The 16,740-nt window shown below is 35.7% G+C and carries 15 protein-coding genes and 1 pseudogene; 3 read left to right on the top strand and 13 right to left on the bottom strand.

Going from position 1 to position 16,740, the window contains the following annotated elements:
- Window positions 1-110: 110 nt before the first annotated feature.
- The 4 genes from ACSU6B_RS13335 to ACSU6B_RS13320 all read right to left on the bottom strand — a co-directional run bounded on the left by ACSU6B_RS13335 (window position 111) and on the right by ACSU6B_RS13320 (window position 6,563).
- On the bottom strand, window positions 111-1,109 hold the full coding sequence (locus ACSU6B_RS13335) for an ABC transporter substrate-binding protein (protein WP_410885848.1): 999 nt from the start codon (window positions 1,107-1,109) through the stop codon (window positions 111-113).
- Window positions 1,110-1,354: 245 nt separating this feature from the next.
- Window positions 1,355-1,483 (bottom strand): hypothetical protein, encoded by a 129-nt coding sequence (locus tag ACSU6B_RS13330; RefSeq protein WP_256942446.1) that lies wholly within the window; start codon window positions 1,481-1,483, stop codon window positions 1,355-1,357.
- A 277-nt stretch (window positions 1,484-1,760) separates the two neighbouring features.
- On the bottom strand, window positions 1,761-2,939 hold the full coding sequence (locus ACSU6B_RS13325) for a cation:proton antiporter (protein ID WP_410885846.1): 1,179 nt from the start codon (window positions 2,937-2,939) through the stop codon (window positions 1,761-1,763).
- A gap of 216 nt (window positions 2,940-3,155) precedes the next feature.
- The gene (locus tag ACSU6B_RS13320) at window positions 3,156-6,563 is read right to left on the bottom strand and encodes a hypothetical protein (RefSeq protein ID WP_410885844.1); all 3,408 of its coding nucleotides are present in this window, start codon (window positions 6,561-6,563) and stop codon (window positions 3,156-3,158) included.
- A 196-nt stretch (window positions 6,564-6,759) separates the two neighbouring features.
- Between ACSU6B_RS13320 and ACSU6B_RS13315 the strand changes: the two genes are divergently transcribed.
- Window positions 6,760-7,236: a hypothetical protein gene (locus ACSU6B_RS13315; RefSeq protein ID WP_410885842.1), complete on the top strand. Its 477-nt coding sequence runs from the start codon at window positions 6,760-6,762 to the stop codon at window positions 7,234-7,236.
- Window positions 7,237-7,276: 40 nt separating this feature from the next.
- Here the strand turns inward: ACSU6B_RS13315 and ACSU6B_RS13310 are convergent, their stop codons facing one another.
- The 5 genes and pseudogenes from ACSU6B_RS13310 to ACSU6B_RS13290 all read right to left on the bottom strand — a co-directional run bounded on the left by ACSU6B_RS13310 (window position 7,277) and on the right by ACSU6B_RS13290 (window position 12,153).
- Window positions 7,277-7,789: an HD domain-containing protein gene (locus ACSU6B_RS13310; RefSeq protein ID WP_088088594.1), complete on the bottom strand. Its 513-nt coding sequence runs from the start codon at window positions 7,787-7,789 to the stop codon at window positions 7,277-7,279.
- Window positions 7,790-7,924: 135 nt separating this feature from the next.
- Window positions 7,925-8,377: an SRPBCC family protein gene (locus ACSU6B_RS13305; protein ID WP_410885840.1), complete on the bottom strand. Its 453-nt coding sequence runs from the start codon at window positions 8,375-8,377 to the stop codon at window positions 7,925-7,927.
- Window positions 8,378-8,395: 18 nt separating this feature from the next.
- Window positions 8,396-9,066, bottom strand: a pseudogene (locus ACSU6B_RS13300) (transposase).
- Window positions 9,067-9,215: 149 nt separating this feature from the next.
- Window positions 9,216-10,118 (bottom strand): thermonuclease family protein, encoded by a 903-nt coding sequence (locus ACSU6B_RS13295; protein ID WP_410885838.1) that lies wholly within the window; start codon window positions 10,116-10,118, stop codon window positions 9,216-9,218.
- A gap of 85 nt (window positions 10,119-10,203) precedes the next feature.
- Window positions 10,204-12,153 carry an LTA synthase family protein gene (locus ACSU6B_RS13290; protein WP_410885836.1) on the bottom strand — a complete coding sequence of 650 codons (1,950 nt, stop codon included), beginning with the start codon at window positions 12,151-12,153 and terminating at the stop codon, window positions 10,204-10,206.
- Window positions 12,154-12,669: 516 nt separating this feature from the next.
- On the opposite strand from ACSU6B_RS13290, the gene ACSU6B_RS13285 reads away from it, so the two are divergent.
- Complete coding sequence (locus ACSU6B_RS13285; protein ID WP_410885834.1) at window positions 12,670-12,849, top strand: hypothetical protein; 180 nt, start codon at window positions 12,670-12,672, stop codon at window positions 12,847-12,849.
- A 104-nt stretch (window positions 12,850-12,953) separates the two neighbouring features.
- The gene (locus ACSU6B_RS13280; protein ID WP_214712142.1) at window positions 12,954-13,133 is read left to right on the top strand and encodes an H-type small acid-soluble spore protein; all 180 of its coding nucleotides are present in this window, start codon (window positions 12,954-12,956) and stop codon (window positions 13,131-13,133) included.
- 73 nt (window positions 13,134-13,206) lie between these two features.
- Here the strand turns inward: ACSU6B_RS13280 and ACSU6B_RS13275 are convergent, their stop codons facing one another.
- From ACSU6B_RS13275 to ACSU6B_RS13260, 4 genes are all read right to left on the bottom strand, one after another.
- On the bottom strand, window positions 13,207-13,368 hold the full coding sequence (locus ACSU6B_RS13275) for a hypothetical protein (RefSeq protein WP_410885832.1): 162 nt from the start codon (window positions 13,366-13,368) through the stop codon (window positions 13,207-13,209).
- A gap of 74 nt (window positions 13,369-13,442) precedes the next feature.
- Window positions 13,443-14,591: an acyl-CoA dehydrogenase family protein gene (locus ACSU6B_RS13270; RefSeq protein WP_410885830.1), complete on the bottom strand. Its 1,149-nt coding sequence runs from the start codon at window positions 14,589-14,591 to the stop codon at window positions 13,443-13,445.
- 71 nt (window positions 14,592-14,662) lie between these two features.
- The gene (locus ACSU6B_RS13265; protein ID WP_214998375.1) at window positions 14,663-15,316 is read right to left on the bottom strand and encodes a potassium channel family protein; all 654 of its coding nucleotides are present in this window, start codon (window positions 15,314-15,316) and stop codon (window positions 14,663-14,665) included.
- A gap of 30 nt (window positions 15,317-15,346) precedes the next feature.
- Window positions 15,347-16,684 carry a TrkH family potassium uptake protein gene (locus ACSU6B_RS13260; protein ID WP_410885828.1) on the bottom strand — a complete coding sequence of 446 codons (1,338 nt, stop codon included), beginning with the start codon at window positions 16,682-16,684 and terminating at the stop codon, window positions 15,347-15,349.
- Window positions 16,685-16,740 lie beyond the last annotated feature (56 nt).

Here is a 16,740-nt window from a genome sequence, read left to right as displayed (position 1 = left end):
TTTCTTTAAATCATTAAGCCTGCTCTAAGATGCAATAACCTATTTCAAGCTAATGTTTGGTTCATGGATGGAGCCTTCAAATGAAGGCTCCATTCATGAAAAATATAATTTTATTTACCTTCGAAAAACTCGCCTAAACTTTTCCAAGCATCATTTACTGTTAAGCCTTGAGCTTCAGCAGCCTTGGTATTAATGACAAGCTTTAAGCTGTTTGGAAGTTCTACTGGAATTTCAGATACCTTCTTCTTCCCGCTTAAAATATCAGCAGCCATTAAACCAGATTGATAGCCAAGATCGAAATAGCTGAACCCGCTGGCAGCAACGGCTCCTTTTTTCATGGAATCAAGTTCACCAACGAAAAGTGGAATTTTTTTGCTGTTTGCAACGGCAATAACCGTATCAAGAGCAGTAACTACGGTATTGTCAGTTGGAACATAAATCGCATCAACACGTCCAACTAATGATTCAGCTGCCTGCTTCACTTCTGCTGTAGTTGAAACAGATACTTCAACAAGTTTAGCACCCTTCTCTTCAGCAATTTTCTTAACTTCTTTCACCTGAACCACTGAATTTTGTTCACCAGAGTTATAGATCACACCAATATTTTTTGCTTTCACTTCGTCTGTAATAAAGCTAATTGTTTTTTTCGTTGCTTCTGGATGGTTATCGGTTGTACCTGTAATGTTTTTCCCTGGTTTATCAAAAGCCTCTACCAAACCTGCTCCCACAGGATCTGTCACCGATGTAAAGATAATCGGAATATCCTTTGTTGCATTCAATGCTGCCGTTGCACTTGGAGTGGCATTAGCAAAAATTAAATCCACTTTGTCACCGACAAAATTATTAGCAATTGTTTGAGTGTTGTTCATATCTGCCTGAGCATTTTGTTCATCATAGCTTACCTTAATCCCTTTATCCTTTAAGGCTTTTTTAAAGCCTTCTGTCGCAGCGTCTAGAGATGGGTGTGGGGCAAACTGGGTAATTCCAACTTTGAACTCCTTATCCGCTCCTTCTTTTTCAGCCCCCCCTGCTTTGTCTTTACTTCCGCAGCCTGCAAGCAACATCATCCCTGCTAAGGCAATCGACAATACTTTAACTTTTTTTTTCATCTAGCTAAATCCCCCTTAAATAATAAAATACTAATTTTCATAAAATTTAATATATTAAAAATTATTCTAGTATTTTTTTGCACGAAAAGCAATAGAAATGCGTAAAATATTTTTTCGCTTTAAAGCAGCATAATTTAATAGGAAATCTTGACATTATTAAAAACCTTCATTTTCTATTTAAACAACAAAAAATGCCTTCTTTTTAATGGAAGGCATTCTAGAAAACTATCTTGATAATATTATTTTTACCAATCACGGGTATTTTCAAGTAAGAGGTCAATTTCAACCTTTTTCATTTTATTGTTGCTTTTCTCAGATGTTAGATTTGACGTTGCTTCTAGTAATTTGTCGATATCAATGATCACGGTTCCCATTTCTAACCTCCTGAATTTAGTAAGTTTTTTGTTTGAAAGATTATTCGACTATTCCATCAAAATAATGGGGGTACTTTCTCAATCAATCAAAAAAATATGAAAAGTACTAGTACTTATTTGTTGATAAATTGTGAAAGTATGATATATTTCACTAATTTTTCATAAAAAGGAATCATTGGCATAAAAATGTGGGGAAGCAATTGAATGAAAAAACATTAAAATAAGTTTCATAATACCCCAAAAATCCAGCCAATATGATTTGGCTGGATTTTATTAACTAAATTTCCACTTTACTAAATACTGTTTTTTTGATTTCTGTTTGTTTATTACCTTCACTGAAAAAATACTTCATCATTGGGGGTGTAACGATGGTAGTAACTAGTACTACTACCACTAAAACAGCAAATAATTCCTGACTGATTAATTTTGACTCCATACCAATCGAGGCAATAATTAAGGCAACCTCTCCACGTGAAACCATAGCAGCTCCAATTCCAAGTGAACTCTTCCAGGAAAAATGAGCTATTTTTGCTCCCATTGCAGCACCGATTAACTTGGTTAAAATGGCTAGGATGCTAAAACCGATAATTAGCCCGAAATTTTTCGATATTCCGTCAAAGCTAACTGCTACCCCTATCGAGGTAAAAAATATAGGTACAAAAATGGAATAGCTGATTGTTTCCACTTTCTCAAATATTTTAAATTTATATTCTGTTTGACTAATAGCTACCCCAGCGATGTACGCCCCTATAATCGCCGCAACACCTGTTATCTCGGCTACATAGGCAAACATGAAGCAAATGATCAATGCACCCGTGACGAGCGGCTCTGTGACTTTTAATGGGGCAAATTTCTTTAAAACCCATGGAACCACCTTCCAAGCTACTAAAATAGCACTCAAGAAAAAGAGGACCTTTTTAATAATCATCATGCTTAAATTAACTTCTCCACCGGCCATACTCATTAAAAAGGCCAGGGCGATAATCACAAGAACATCATCAATGACGGCAGCCCCTAAAATCGCGGTCCCTTCTTTAGATTTCATCTTATTTAACTCTTTAAGTGCTTGAACGGAAATACTTACACTTGTTGCAGAAAGTAATAATCCTAAAAATAAGGCTTCAAATGTTGTCATATTCATCAAAATTCCTGCTAAGTAACCTGAAACTAAAGGAACAATGATTCCACTGATTCCAACAAAGGTTGATGCCTTCCACGTTCGTTTAAATTCATTTAAATCAGTCTCCATACCTGCTATAAACATTAACAAGATGACACCAATTTGGCTTAGGTCCGCCAATGTTTTCGTATCTGAAACGAGGCCTAATACAGCTGGACCTAAAATGACCCCTATTAACAACTTCCCTAGAACCGAGGGCTGACCCAATTTAACGCAAATATCCCCAGCAATTTTAGATGCAAATAAAATAATCGCTAATTCAAAAATTAATTCCATCCAATCACCTTTCCTTGTAAAAAATTAAAGGGTCTGCTTTATAAAAATCAGACCCTTTTTGGTAGAAAACAAAAAAAGCCTGTCAACCACGGGACATAGATATCCCTTGGTGACAGGCTCCTCCAAAAACAATAAATGATTTATTTAATTATTACTATTATAACAAACTTTATGTTTTTATTCAATGAGAATTAATTGCAGGCGGTCTTTCCACGGTTAGTCCCACTTTTTCATTTTATCAATTACTTTATCCTTGAAACTGGTGATAAAGGTCGATTCACCTTTATTTACTTTTTGCTTATTCCATTCATTAAAGCTTGCTACGGTTATCAAGATAAGACCAGCAATTAATAAATAGAACCACCATGGCATATTCCCCCAGTATGGTCTAGTTTGCAGGAAGACATTTAATAATAATACACCTGCCCCAACAAAGAAATAGGATTTAATTTGCAGGAACATACCTGCCATCATCGCTAACAATGAGAGTGTTCCTAAAATAATTGCGTCATAAATCGTGTTGCTTGCTAAGCCATCTTGGATCAATAATAGGGATACGATTATTAGGACTCCCCATTGAACAGCCTTCGTTATATCAGAATATCTTCTCTTTAAACAACGTCGAATGAAAATGATTAGAATTATAAACGGAAGGACAATCACTTCACGTTCCCATAATGACGGAATATGAAGCATAGCCATTATGGAATAGTATGGTTGTAACAAATAGGCTCCACCAAGTATTGTCAAAAGGACAGAGAACCTTGCAGGCACCCTTTTCCTTTGCAGCAAAAAGGAAGCTGAAATAAGCAATCCTGGCAGTGCCTGACACCAGATGTATTGATTCTCGAAACTGTACATAAGAACGAAAAACATGACTGAAACTTGCGTAAATCCATCGAATTTTGTTTGCTGAATATTCGGTCCATATTCAACTAGCTTTTTATAAACGAATTGGCCAATAATCAACAGAACAATCCCTAAGCCACCAGACAGAAGCATTTTATCAAGTTCATCTAATTCACTAAGAGAAGAGTATTCAATCGTTGCAATAAATGCTAAGAATAATGGGATGACCCCTAGAAGATCCCATTTGATTTTATGCATATAAAAAAGTGTCCCAACAATATAGGCAAGCGTAACAAGATACGGCAGCAAATCAAACGGATAGGTAATTAATGTAAACACAATTCCGATTGTTGAAAATGGGACGAAATAATAAGCTGTCCGTTTCTTAAATTCATCCTTAGCGAAAAATGCAAATAGAAGAATGAAACCGCTAGTGATTGGGAATTCATAGTTTCCAAAATATCGATTGATTAATTGATCTAACCCAGTTGAAACAATAAAGTAGAAGGACGTAAAGCTCCCATAAAGAAAAACTTTTATCTTCCATTCTACCTTAGTAAACTTTGTACTAAAAGCATATACAAACACTGCCAAGATAAAGCTATAAATCGAGTCTGACTGATATGCAAACCATGTGAAGAATAGCGCTAGTGGATAAATGCTGTGTCCAACCCAGGCAAAGGCAATGGAAAGATTCAAGTCATTTTTCTGACTGAGATAAGCGATTAGAAGCATAACCACTGCACTTGTTGAAGCAATTAGTGAATTAATTGTATAACTTAAAGAAAATTTAAGCGTAGTAGCTTGAATAACCGAAAAATACGTAAGCAGTACTGAGATACTTACAATAAAAGGGACCCACTTTGTACCAACTTTTTTATATAAATAAAAATACATACCGATTCCAACCAACAAAACAAGCGGCTGAACCCATAAATGGTTAATCGGACTTAGCAAAGCATGGAAAATGGCAAATGTATAGAGTACTTGTGAGGTGTATAACGATATAATACCTAATTCCTTTTCCCCAACTTTTTTCCATACAAAACTAAATAATAAAACCATGATTGCCCCAGCCGCAAAATTTATTGCATAACCATATTCATTAAGATAAACAGAAAAATTTGTATTAATTTCTTCTCCAAAAGCTACGATGGAAAGACCAAGTAAACTAGGAATACTCCATAAAGCGGCCCCCTGAAGATAAATCCGTGTTTCCTTCTTATACAGTAGAAAGGCAGCAACCACCAATAGTAATAACATAACGCCTAGTTCCCACCATAATAACCAAGAAATTGCAGACAAAATTGCCAGCACCATTATCGATAAGCCGACATCTCTGGAGGCAGTCTGAATGACCTTTACGTACTTTGAAAGTAGCGCAATGCCTAACCCAAAATATAGGATAAAACCTGATAAAGACAACTGAAGAGAAAAATTGACCCTATCGAAAGGCTGGCTTACTAATGCAATCGTTTCATAAATGCCAGAAGCTGCAAAAACTGCGCTTAAATACGGAAATAATCGACCAGAACCCTGAGAGGATAAATAGATAAAGTTAACTGCAATGATAAAATAAGCAAGCATAAGCACAATCGATGGATTGCCTGCACGAAGGAGAATTCCCTCCAGGCTAATGTAAATAAACGCTAAACCTGAGATAACAGCACTTGTATATCGGAAGGCTTTATTTAATGTGAATTTATCATCCAAAGCCTTTGGAACGAATACAATCCCAAATCCGATTAAAGCATATACAATCTCCCCAAAACTATCGAGGAAGCTATGCTCAATTAACTGATAGGCACCATAAACGATCATGACGCTAAAAATGAAATGATATTCTTTTCGACCGCTCACATACATCATTGATAAATAAATAATCGCTGTTAACAGCAGGTTGAAGCTGTATAAGACCTCATTATCGTATAAAAAAAGCATAAATAAGGTACAAAGAACAAGATTTACTTGGACGTACGAAATAAATTCATTCGTAAATAATTTGAATGAATCCTTTTGTTTTAACTGATGATATACAAAAATAAAAATAGCATTAAAAACCATTAAACCTAGGTAAAAGAAATCATTTTTTAGATGGAAGCTGGCTAAGAGAAAGGCAGATCCTATGCTTATTGAGACATAGGTAAACCAAACAAATAATCTAGAAACTAAGTTCTTTGCAAATAAATAGTAAACAATAATTGGCAGCAAACTCCCGAGCGTTCCGAGTAGATAACTTCCCTCCCCTGATATTGATAAATATGGTCCTAATAACCCAAACCATCCAAGCGATAGGATAAAAATTGGCAAAAACAAACTTCCAAGAACAATGAAGGCAAAGGCCGTCTTTTCAATTTTTAATATTTTCTTCGTTAAAAAAGCAATACCGTAAAATAATAGGGCAACAATTGCTATTGATCCACTTTTCATGAAACTTGTCAATGATTCCCAATTGCTCGTCGCAACAAACAATCCACCTATTAATAAAAAGATTACCCCAATGTTTAATAACCAGGTAATATTCCTTTCACGGATTTCTTCTGGTGTTAACGTTTTTTTCACTTTTTGCGGTTTTGGCGGTGCAGCTTTTTTAATTGGCGTATTATTTTCAGTGGATGGGGGTTTTGCCTCCATTTCTAATAATTCCATATGATATTGAGAATGTGCCCTTGCTACGGTGTCGACAATTGCCTCAGAAAGGTACCCTTCTTCACGTAAAGTGAATAACTCTTTTCTAAAAATTTTCCTCTGTTCTTCTCTCATATTCGAATCCATGAAATCTCCCCACAATCATACCAAAATGGCAATCATACAAAATTTTCCTCTATAGTGTAATTTTACACCATTACACAATATTTTCAATATATTCTCAAAAAAACATGAACTCTGCAACACTTTTTTTAAAGATTTTACGTTTGGGTAAAATATCTGTATGATGTAAGAGGATTTACTTAAATAGACGGAGGAAACTATGCTTACATATAATGAAAAATTAACAATTATCGAATCATTTTCAGAGTTGGAACGAAAGAATGTTTCACTTGGACGAGTCAATTTTCAGTTCGAAGGCAGTATCTCTGATAAGAAAAACATTGTTTATCATTTACACCCAAATGGGAATGGATTTGTTTATGCTGGACAGCTGGACAATTATGATACGGATGAAAAAGGAATGGTCAATATCCGTGATTTCTCCGAAGACCAACTCCGTAAATTGTTAAAACAATCGATTCAATCCCTATCATCAGTCGAAAAAACGGCTGCTGAAGAAGCTATTATTGGAAATTCAAAAGAGGAGCGTTGGGTGGATAGTGAAAATAATGTCCTGATTCTAGTTGAAGAAAATGAATCCTGGAATATCTATTTTGGGTTAAATCTTGATGCTACCTTTGATACCTATGAGGAAGCAGAGGCGTTTTTGCAAGAAGAAGGCTTTACTAGGAAGTAATTTAATTAAACAAAGGCGGTGCATTTGCACCGCCTTATCTTTATTCACCTTTTTTGTCGATCCATTCGTCTAGGCGGATTATGCTTTGTTTTGCACGTTCATATTCAATGGTTCTGTAATGGTGCATGCCGCCTTCTTCCTCATCCTTTTCATCGGCCCATTTAACAATTTGTTGTAATGGTGTCCGGACAATATCGTTTGATGGTAGAAAGGAGTCAGTATGAAATAAAATGGCGAGTGCTATCGTCTTAGCTTTGATTGGATTTTCACCAAGACGAATCAGGAGCTTGTGAGCCCTCTCAGCCCCTTTAATTGGGTGAATGTCATTTTGCTTGTATAAGTCATAATCCCATTTTCCATTTTTATACCATGTATAATGCCCCATGTCATGGAGGAGCCCCGCTTTTGCAGCAATGTCAACATCCAGTTGATGCTCCTTCCCTAATTGAAAGGCATGGTAGGCTACAGCAATCGCATGGGCAAGACCAGAACGGTTCAAATATTTTTGGGCAATATGATGTTCAAATATATTCAATAAGGTAACGTCTCTCATGCGATCTCTCCCAACTTTTTCATAATAATATTTTTCATTTATTATATGATAACAAATGGTACATGGCTATTTTTTTATAAAGCTCTGTTAAATTTTAATGTTGATTTTTCTCAAAAAAATAATGAAGTGGTTCCATTACTTTTTTTCAGCTATCCTTTTTAACTCTTTTGCACGATTTACAATGAAATTTCTCATATATTTTTCTAAAAATAATCTATCAGCAATTACTCCAAGAATTCCAAAAGGAGATTTATAAGAAAAGGTATCTTTCATAATAGTCCCTGTGCCACTTTCTATAAATTCGTGTGTATGTGTAAATGAGTGGAATGCTCCCTTTACCATGACATCTTTAAATTTATATGGTTTTTCCATCTCTATTATCTTAGCAGTTAATTTTTGTTTTACTCCAAGATGGGTGGCTTCCCAAGTGACTGTATCGCCATTTTCCATCAGTCCAACTGTAACACCATCAATCGCTCTTTCCTTTGTTTTACTTGTTGTTTTTGTGTGTACATCTACGTTTCTCGCAAGGTCAAAACAAACATTGATAGGTGCATTAATAAAAATATCGTGTTTAATTATAGGCATATTTAATTTACCTTTCATTTATTTATTGTTGAAAACAGATAAGCGTAAACTGTCATAAGTATCGGTCATTTCAAATACAAATGACGAAAATAGAAAATCTTTTATATTGTGTTTTGTGCTTTCGTTACAACGACTATCTACAAACAAGAACCACCGTGGCTAATACCCCTGTGTTTAGACTTGCCTCCACGCTTACCTTTTTCAGAGTATAGGAAATAGGTCTCGTAAACCTCTACGATACCTTCAAATTGCTCAAAGTCCATTTGTTTTAAGGCACTCAACAATTTGTGCCTCCAATAATAAAGTGTAACCCAAGTAACCCCTACGATTTCAGCCGATTTTCGTAGGGAGTAGCATTTAAACATACAGTCAACAAATGTAATCCATTCGTCTCCTTTTCGAGTACGATACAATACAGTATTTGTTGTTTCAGTAAAGGTCTTATTACAGCATTTACAACGGTAGCGTTGGCGACCATTATACTTTCCGAACCTAACAACGTGTTCAGATGCACAATGAGGGCATTCAAATCCCTCTTTAAAGCGGGTTTCTCGCATTTCATTGATGAGCCGACCACCAACAGAGGAAGAAGGCTGAACATAGCGTTTAACCCATTGATACACTTGTTCTTTTTGCGTATGTGGTAGTTTGTCTATGTATCTTAATAGGTTGCTAAATGCTTTGCTCATACTTTCCACCTCCCGAATGTTTGTTCTTATATTGATTATACTAACATCTCGGAAAAGTTTCAAATATCAACATTTACCTTTAACAGAGCCTTTTATAAAAAAAAACAGAAGGCATTTGAAGGCCCGCCGCTTCTTTTAAACATATGATATTAGCGTTTTGACTTTCTGTACCCTTCATCCTGCGCTTCTTTTTCTGAACAAAACCAAACAATGTTGTCGGTGGTGGAGTCGTAAAAACTACCGCCGGGTACATGATAGATATGAGAATTTGCATTCCCTTTGATCTTCCCTTTGCAATCTAAGTTTGATTCTTGATCATCACTTGGGTTATTTTGATAGTTGTTCCCTGAAGATGCTTTTGAATTTGTACCTTTTTCTTCCGTTTCTTTGACATTTTCAGTATTATACCCATCCTCTTGAGCATAATTTTCAATCGACCAGATTCCTACACCTTTTTCTTGTGCTTTCTTTTGAATCGCATAAAATTCATCAACATATTGGGTGTTCGGAGCATAAATATAGGCCACACGAGCAAGGCCTTTTTCCAACAGCATTTCATTAAACATTTTTCCATTAACATAAATATAGGCAAGTAGGCGCCCATATTTATCACGTCCGTCTCCAATTCCAGGTTCAATTTCAACTTTAGTACCAACGGAGAGAATTTCCTTTGTATACTCGGAGGCTTCTGGTCCAAATGGCTGTACCCCTAAGCGGGGATGATGTGTCTCAGGTGTATCCACACAGAGCATTCTTACCTTTTCTAGCTTCCCATTAAGGTTAACATTAATAGTATCACCATCGACATTCTTGACGATAGTTGCGGGAAGTAATTTCTTATTACCGGTTTTCGATTGAGGTACTTCTGTTTGAGAGAGTGAAGGTGTCTTTGAATCGCTTGTTTCATTCGTATGAACTTCATTGTTTTTTACAACAGAGGAAGTTTTAGAGTCACTTTTCTGCTTAGACGGTTCGCTACTAGAACACCCTGAGAGCATGAAAGGAATAATTACGATAAACGATATTATCAATTGGAGAATTCTGTTGTTCATAGATAGTGCCCCTTTAAATTATTTACTTTATCTATTGTAACAAAATAAAAAGAGAGAAGTTAATGCTCCTCTCTCTTTGACCTTGTTACTTTTCCTCTGTTACTTTGTCAACTTTTGGTCCTAGATATTCATAATCGTTAGGATTGATCGGTGTATATCCTTCTGGCTTATAGAACCGCAGCAGATCTTTGTAAACTATTTCGTCGGACATATTTAGCTCTGTATTAACTTTGCTATCTACATCCTTACATATAGTACTGTCTTCTAATAACTCACCTGTTAAAGATGAGTAACATTTTTCATTTATTTGGATAGCCTCAGATGTTACAAAGTCACCGTTTCTGAATAATGCCCAATTACGGTGTTGTTTAGAAAGTAAATCTGAACCAAATTCCATATAATCTTTCGTATCAATACCTAATAAATGGAGAACTGTTGGACGGACATCGACTTCCCCGCCAACTTGGTGTTGAATTCCACCCTTTACACCAGGTACGTGAATAAATAATGGTACACGCTGTAATTTTGCATTGATTGCAGGTGTAATTTCGTCCACACCCATAACCTTCGCCATTGCATCATTATGGTTCTCAGATATTCCGTAATGGTCACCATACATTACAATTATTGTATTGTCATACATACCATTAGCTTTTAAATCATTAAAGAATTGCTCAAATGCCTGATCCATATAGTTTGCTGATTGGAAATATTGGTTTACAACTGTATCACCATAATCCCCAGCAGGAAAATCAGTATCTTCTGGATCCATTTCAAATGGAAAATGATTAGATAGTGAAATGAACTTTGTATAGAACGGCTGCTTTAAGCTTTCAAGTAATGGAATAGATTCTTTAAAGAAAGGTTTATCTTTCATACCATAGTTTTTTGTATTTTCATCTGACATGCTGTAGTATTCTGCATCAAAGAATTGATCGTATCCAAATGCTTTATAGATAACATTTCGATTCCAGAACGTCTTATAGTTCCCGTGAAACACAGCAGAACTATATCCCTGTCCTTTTAGAATAGAAGGCATAGCTTGATATGTGTTTTGGGCTTTGTTAACAAAAACAGCACCTTGTGCCATTGGATATAAAGAATTTTCCATTAGAAATTCGGCATCCGATGTTTTCCCTTGTCCTGTTTGATGATAGAAATTATCAAAATAGAAGGTATTATTGTCATGTGCTAATGAATTCAAAAATGGTGTTACTTCTTGTCCGTTAGGCATTTTATAATCAATCATAAAGCTTTGAAAGGATTCCATCGAAATATAAACTACGTTCATACCTTTTGCTTTACCAAAATATTTTGGATTTGGTGCAGCATAGTTTGCTTTACGATAGTTCTCAACATCTGTAATATCACTGCTATCCGCTAAAGCCCGCTGACTCGATGATTTTATATTTTGGATGACGTCATAAATGGTAAAGTTATACGCTCCAAGGTATTTTACTAAATAATTGCGGTCAAATGACCGTGAAAGTAACTGCGGACGATCCTTTTCTGCTAAACCTAAATTAAATAGAAAAGTAGTAATTGAAAATAATAGAACAATCTTAAAGGTCTTTCTATTCGTTACCGTAACTTTTTTGAACACGGTTAATGCTAACGCGATTAAAATAAACATATCTGTAAAATAAAAAATGTCAAACGGAGACATTAATGAAAGTGCACTGTCACCAAGTTGACCAGCGTTTGTTTTGGTTTGCATTAGAACCGGAACCGTAATGAAATCATTAAAAAAGCGATAATAGGCAATATTTGCATACAATAAGAATGATAATAAAAAATTGGTTAATATCATTATCAATTTTGAATGCTTTTTAAAAAGCATGGCAAATCCAAAGAAGAAAAGTGCTGAACTTAATGGATTTATTAAAAGCAAAAACTTCTGTAGGCTATTTTCAATACCTAAGTTAAATTCAATTTGATATGCAGCATAGGTTTTGATCCAAAATAATAAAACAGCTGCTATAAAGAATGTAATATGACTATTGGTTAATGTTTTTGGTAGTCTAATTTTATTCATCTTTAAATTCTCCTCTCACTTACCAATTAAGCTTCGGTAAACGAACCTCACTCACTATATCACATTTCTTTAAAAAATAAAAACATAAATCTTGCTATTATTATCTATACTTTTCTACAACATTCTACACTTTCCCCCGCCATCTTGGGCAAGCAAAATCATTGCCTTCAACAGCTTGGTCAGTTCTTAAAAATTGAGATATACCTTTTATTTTTATGTCCGTTCTCTTTGGGACATGACTGTTTTCAATCTTCAATAATATAAGACGAAAGAAGTTTTAATTAGTTTCAAATTTTTTTTTGTTAGATTTTCTATTCTTCCATAAATTATATCTTAGTCAGAACAATCCTCGAGACATCATTTCTACATATCATAAACCTGAACGTATGAAGGAGCAATATGAATATGGACTTATCTTTAACAGACGGTAAGGAGAAAGATTACTTGAATGAACTCCTTAAAGATTGGATAGCATATACACAGAGGAATGTAGAAAAAATTTAAAAGGAGAATACGATGCCCAGAATTAGGCCTGAATTTACAAAAAGCCCATATTTTGTTGATGAACCAGGAAATTGGCATTTAAAGCCTGGTGCTCCAAAAGATCTCCAAGTCGAGCTTGAAAATTATCTTAATAGCTTGGGTGATGATGACGAGCCAGGAACTACCAATGGTATACATATCAACTACCCTTAAGAATTTTTAATGCCAATTATATAATAGAAGAAAACGGTTGCGAATGTATTTTATTGGAATGAAATGAAGATCATTAAATGACTATTTTTATAGGAGTGAATATAATGAATATTAACCGTGTAAAACAAATTTTGTCATCATCTGCTGATATAGAAGTAAAATATAATGGTACATCGGTTTGGATTGACCAATTAAATGAAGATGGACATACAGCAACAGTACATTTACGAGGCCCTTTGGAAGAACGTTCAGTTGTTGAAATTGGAGAACTTATCGAGGAATAATTTTTTCAGACGATCTTTTCATTGAAAAGATCGTCTTTTTTTACAACTTAAAAGGCAGGATTGAATTCCTGCCTTACATCATATCTTCATTCTCTTTTTCTATATCACTTGGTTCTGGCTGTTCTCCTTGGACAATACCCCCAAGACTTTCTCTATTGTTCAGACTTGCATCTTTTCCTGCACCTGGTGCGATATTCGACATTGGAAGTTGTTCTAATTCTTTACCTCTAGGCATTATTCCTCACTCCTTTATGTTAAGGTTTCCAATATGGCGGAAAAATAACATAAAAAAATAAGTTCTAAATTTTGTTAGTGATTTAAAATACTATCCCTGGCGAGTAATTGTATCGTCATGTCATCCATTGGTGGATTATGAAGGCCTGCCCTTACATCTCGATAATACCGCTGTAACGGATTTTTCAATGAAAGACTTTTTGCACCTACGATTCTCATTGCTAAATCAACAACTTCGATTGCATTATTGGTAACTGTTAATTTTGCTGCACCTAAAGCAGCCCCCATTTTTTCCCTAGCTTGATCGTTTGAATGATCCCACTGTTTTGCAACCCCATATAAGAAATGCTCGGACTGCATTAATTTCAACTCAATCTCTCCAAGTTTTTGCTGAACATTTGGTAAATCGATAATTGGACCGACAATACTATTCGGAGAATATTCTTTAGCAAATTGAATAGCATATCTTTGGGCCGCTTTTGCTATGCCCAGATAACATGCTGGAATATGAAGTAGCCATCCATTCGCTCTTTTTCCGTTCGAACTAAACTTTTCCACAAGATAAAAATCATCTACCAAACAATTATCCAAAATTAAGTCATGACTCCCTGTTCCTCTTAACGCGATACTGTCCCAAGTTTCCTCAATAACCAATCCTTTTGTGGATCGTGGGAGTAGAAAATTGGCCACATCATTGGTTTCTTTGATTGTTGCACTAACTATAAAGTAATCTAGGACGGGGGACATGGTAGTAAATGTTTTTCTCCCTTTAATAACCCAGCCATTCTGACTTTTTTCTGCTGTGGTTTCCGGTCTGCCGCCTCGTGTAGGACTTCCAGTCTTCGGTTCACTTTGAGCACTATTTATTAATGCTCCATTTTTCACTTGTTTACAAAGATACTTCAAGATCGACTCATCCCAAGAGCTTTTTTCATTTAGATTCATAATAATTCCCATATGCCATCCAATCGAAAGTGCTGTTGCCCCGTCACCTTGTGCAATCGTTTCTTGGAGTCGAATTAGTTCATAAAGCGAGATATCCTCTCCACCATGCCTTGAAGGAACAGTTAATGCCGTGTAACCTGTATTTTTCAGATCCTGAATATTTGCATACGGGAAACTACCTTCTATATCTACCTGAGGTGCTCGTAATAGGAATTGTTTTGAAAGTATTCTCATAAACTCTATTCGTTCATCTAATGTATCTTTTTCTTGAAAGTTCATCTCTCATCTCTCCTATCCCATTAACAAAAAATCATTCAAACCCCTAGTCTTATTAACCAGGGGTTTGTTTCTTATTCTAAATTAGCGAATTTTTCCAAATCTCGGTTTTCACCGATTACTACTAGTACATCACCGTAATTAATTTTTTCATCAGGAGATGGTGAAATGTTAATTTCATCTTCATGCCGAATCGCGATGACGCTCAAATTAAACTTTGCCCTTAAATCTAGTTCCCTTAAGGTTTTCTCAATCATCCTATCGGGGATTTTTACTTCCTCTACACTATAATCCTTCGATATCTCAATAAAATTTAAGACATTAGGTGATAACAGCTGATGGGCGACTCGAATTCCCATATCTCGCTCAGGAAAGACGACCCAGTCTGCCCCAACCTTTTTTAATACTTGACCATGTAGTTTATTTAATGCTTTGGCAATCACCTTTTTTACACCAAGTTCCTTCAATAATAAAACAGATAGGATACTTGCCTGAATATCGTTTCCGATTGCTACAATAACTGTATCAAAATTACGGATCCCAATCGATTTTAATGCCTCAGCTTCTGTTGAATCGGCAATCACGGAATGAGTAACGAATGGATGGGATTCTTCAACTCGTTCCTCATTCACATCGACTCCAAGCACTTCCTGCCCAGATTCATATAACTTATTGGCAATACTTAGTCCAAACCTACCTAATCCAATCACTGCATATTGATTAGCCATTGTTTCCTTGTACCTCCTTGGTGTAAAAAACTACCCAATCGTGATTTTTCCCTTCGGATACCGGAATGCATCAGGTTTTCTGCGAATTGTCACCGCATAAGCAATAGTTAATGGTCCTACCCTGCCAGCAAACATAGTAAAAATTATCAATACCTTGCCAAGTGGTGATAATTCAGGTGTCAATCCCATCGATAGCCCGACTGTTGCAAAGGCAGAAGTTACCTCAAATACTATTGTTAAAAAATCTTGTCCGTGTTCGGAAATGGTTAGAATGAGCGTCATTAGCATGACGAGAAATAACCCGCTAAATGTGACGGTTAATGCTTTATAAATCGTTTCATATTCAATCCGCTGACGGTAAAAAATAACATCCTCTTTCCCTCGAATTTGTGACCAAACAGCTCCAATGAGCGTTGTAAAAGTGGTTGTTTTGATCCCCCCGCCTGTCGACCCAGGCGATGCACCAACAAACATGAGTAACACAATTAATAATAATGATGATTGCGTTAGATCACCAATACTTAATGTGTTAGCCCCTGCTGTTCTTGCCGTAACAGATTGGAATAATGACCCAAGGATTTTCCCTGAAAACGACAATGGTTTTAGGGTTAATCCATTGGAATATTCAAGCAGGAATATACCAGCTGTACCTACTACTATTAAAACGCTGCTCGCCATTAAGACAATCTTTGTATGTAATGATAGCCGTTTTGAAACACGATATTCAAATAGTTCGTTCATAACGATAAAGCCAAGACCACCTAAGATAATTAATACACTAACGGTCAACGTAACGGTTGGATCGTCAACATAACTCGTTAAACTATGAAACTCCCCCATTAAGTCAAATCCCGCATTGTTAAAGTTGGAAATCGAATGGAAAATCCCATAATAAATCGCTTTTCCTATCGGCATGTCAAAGGAAAAACGGATAGATAAAAGCACAGCACCAAGTATTTCAATCACCGCTGTAAAAATTAAAATTCGTCTTACTAGCCGTACAATCCCCTCCATTGATAAATTATTTAATGATTCTTGAAGTAGAAGCCTTTCTTTTAAAGATATTTTTTTCCCTAATAGGAAGGCAAAAAACGTTGCAAACGTCATAAATCCAAGTCCACCGACTTGAATCATACATAAAATAACCACTTGACCGAATATCGAAAATGTGGTCCCGGTATCTACGACAACTAAACCTGTTACGCATGTTGCAGAGGTTGCAGTGAACAGGGCGTTTAAAAATGACAAACCTTGCCCATTTGTAGTCGAAACAGGCATGGTTAGTAGAAAGGTTCCTAGTAATATGATCAAACCAAAACCTAGAACAAGAATTTTTGGAGGATCTAGATATATTTTTTTGCGCAGCATAGTTTTCTCCCTTACTACTTTAATGTTATTTTTAACAAACAATTAATAATCATGTG

The sequence above is a fragment of the Neobacillus sp. C211 genome, assembly GCF_051842875.1.
Classification (GTDB): Bacteria; Bacillota; Bacilli; order Bacillales; family Cytobacillaceae; genus Neobacillus.
This window is presented reverse-complemented; position numbering and strand designations above follow the sequence as displayed.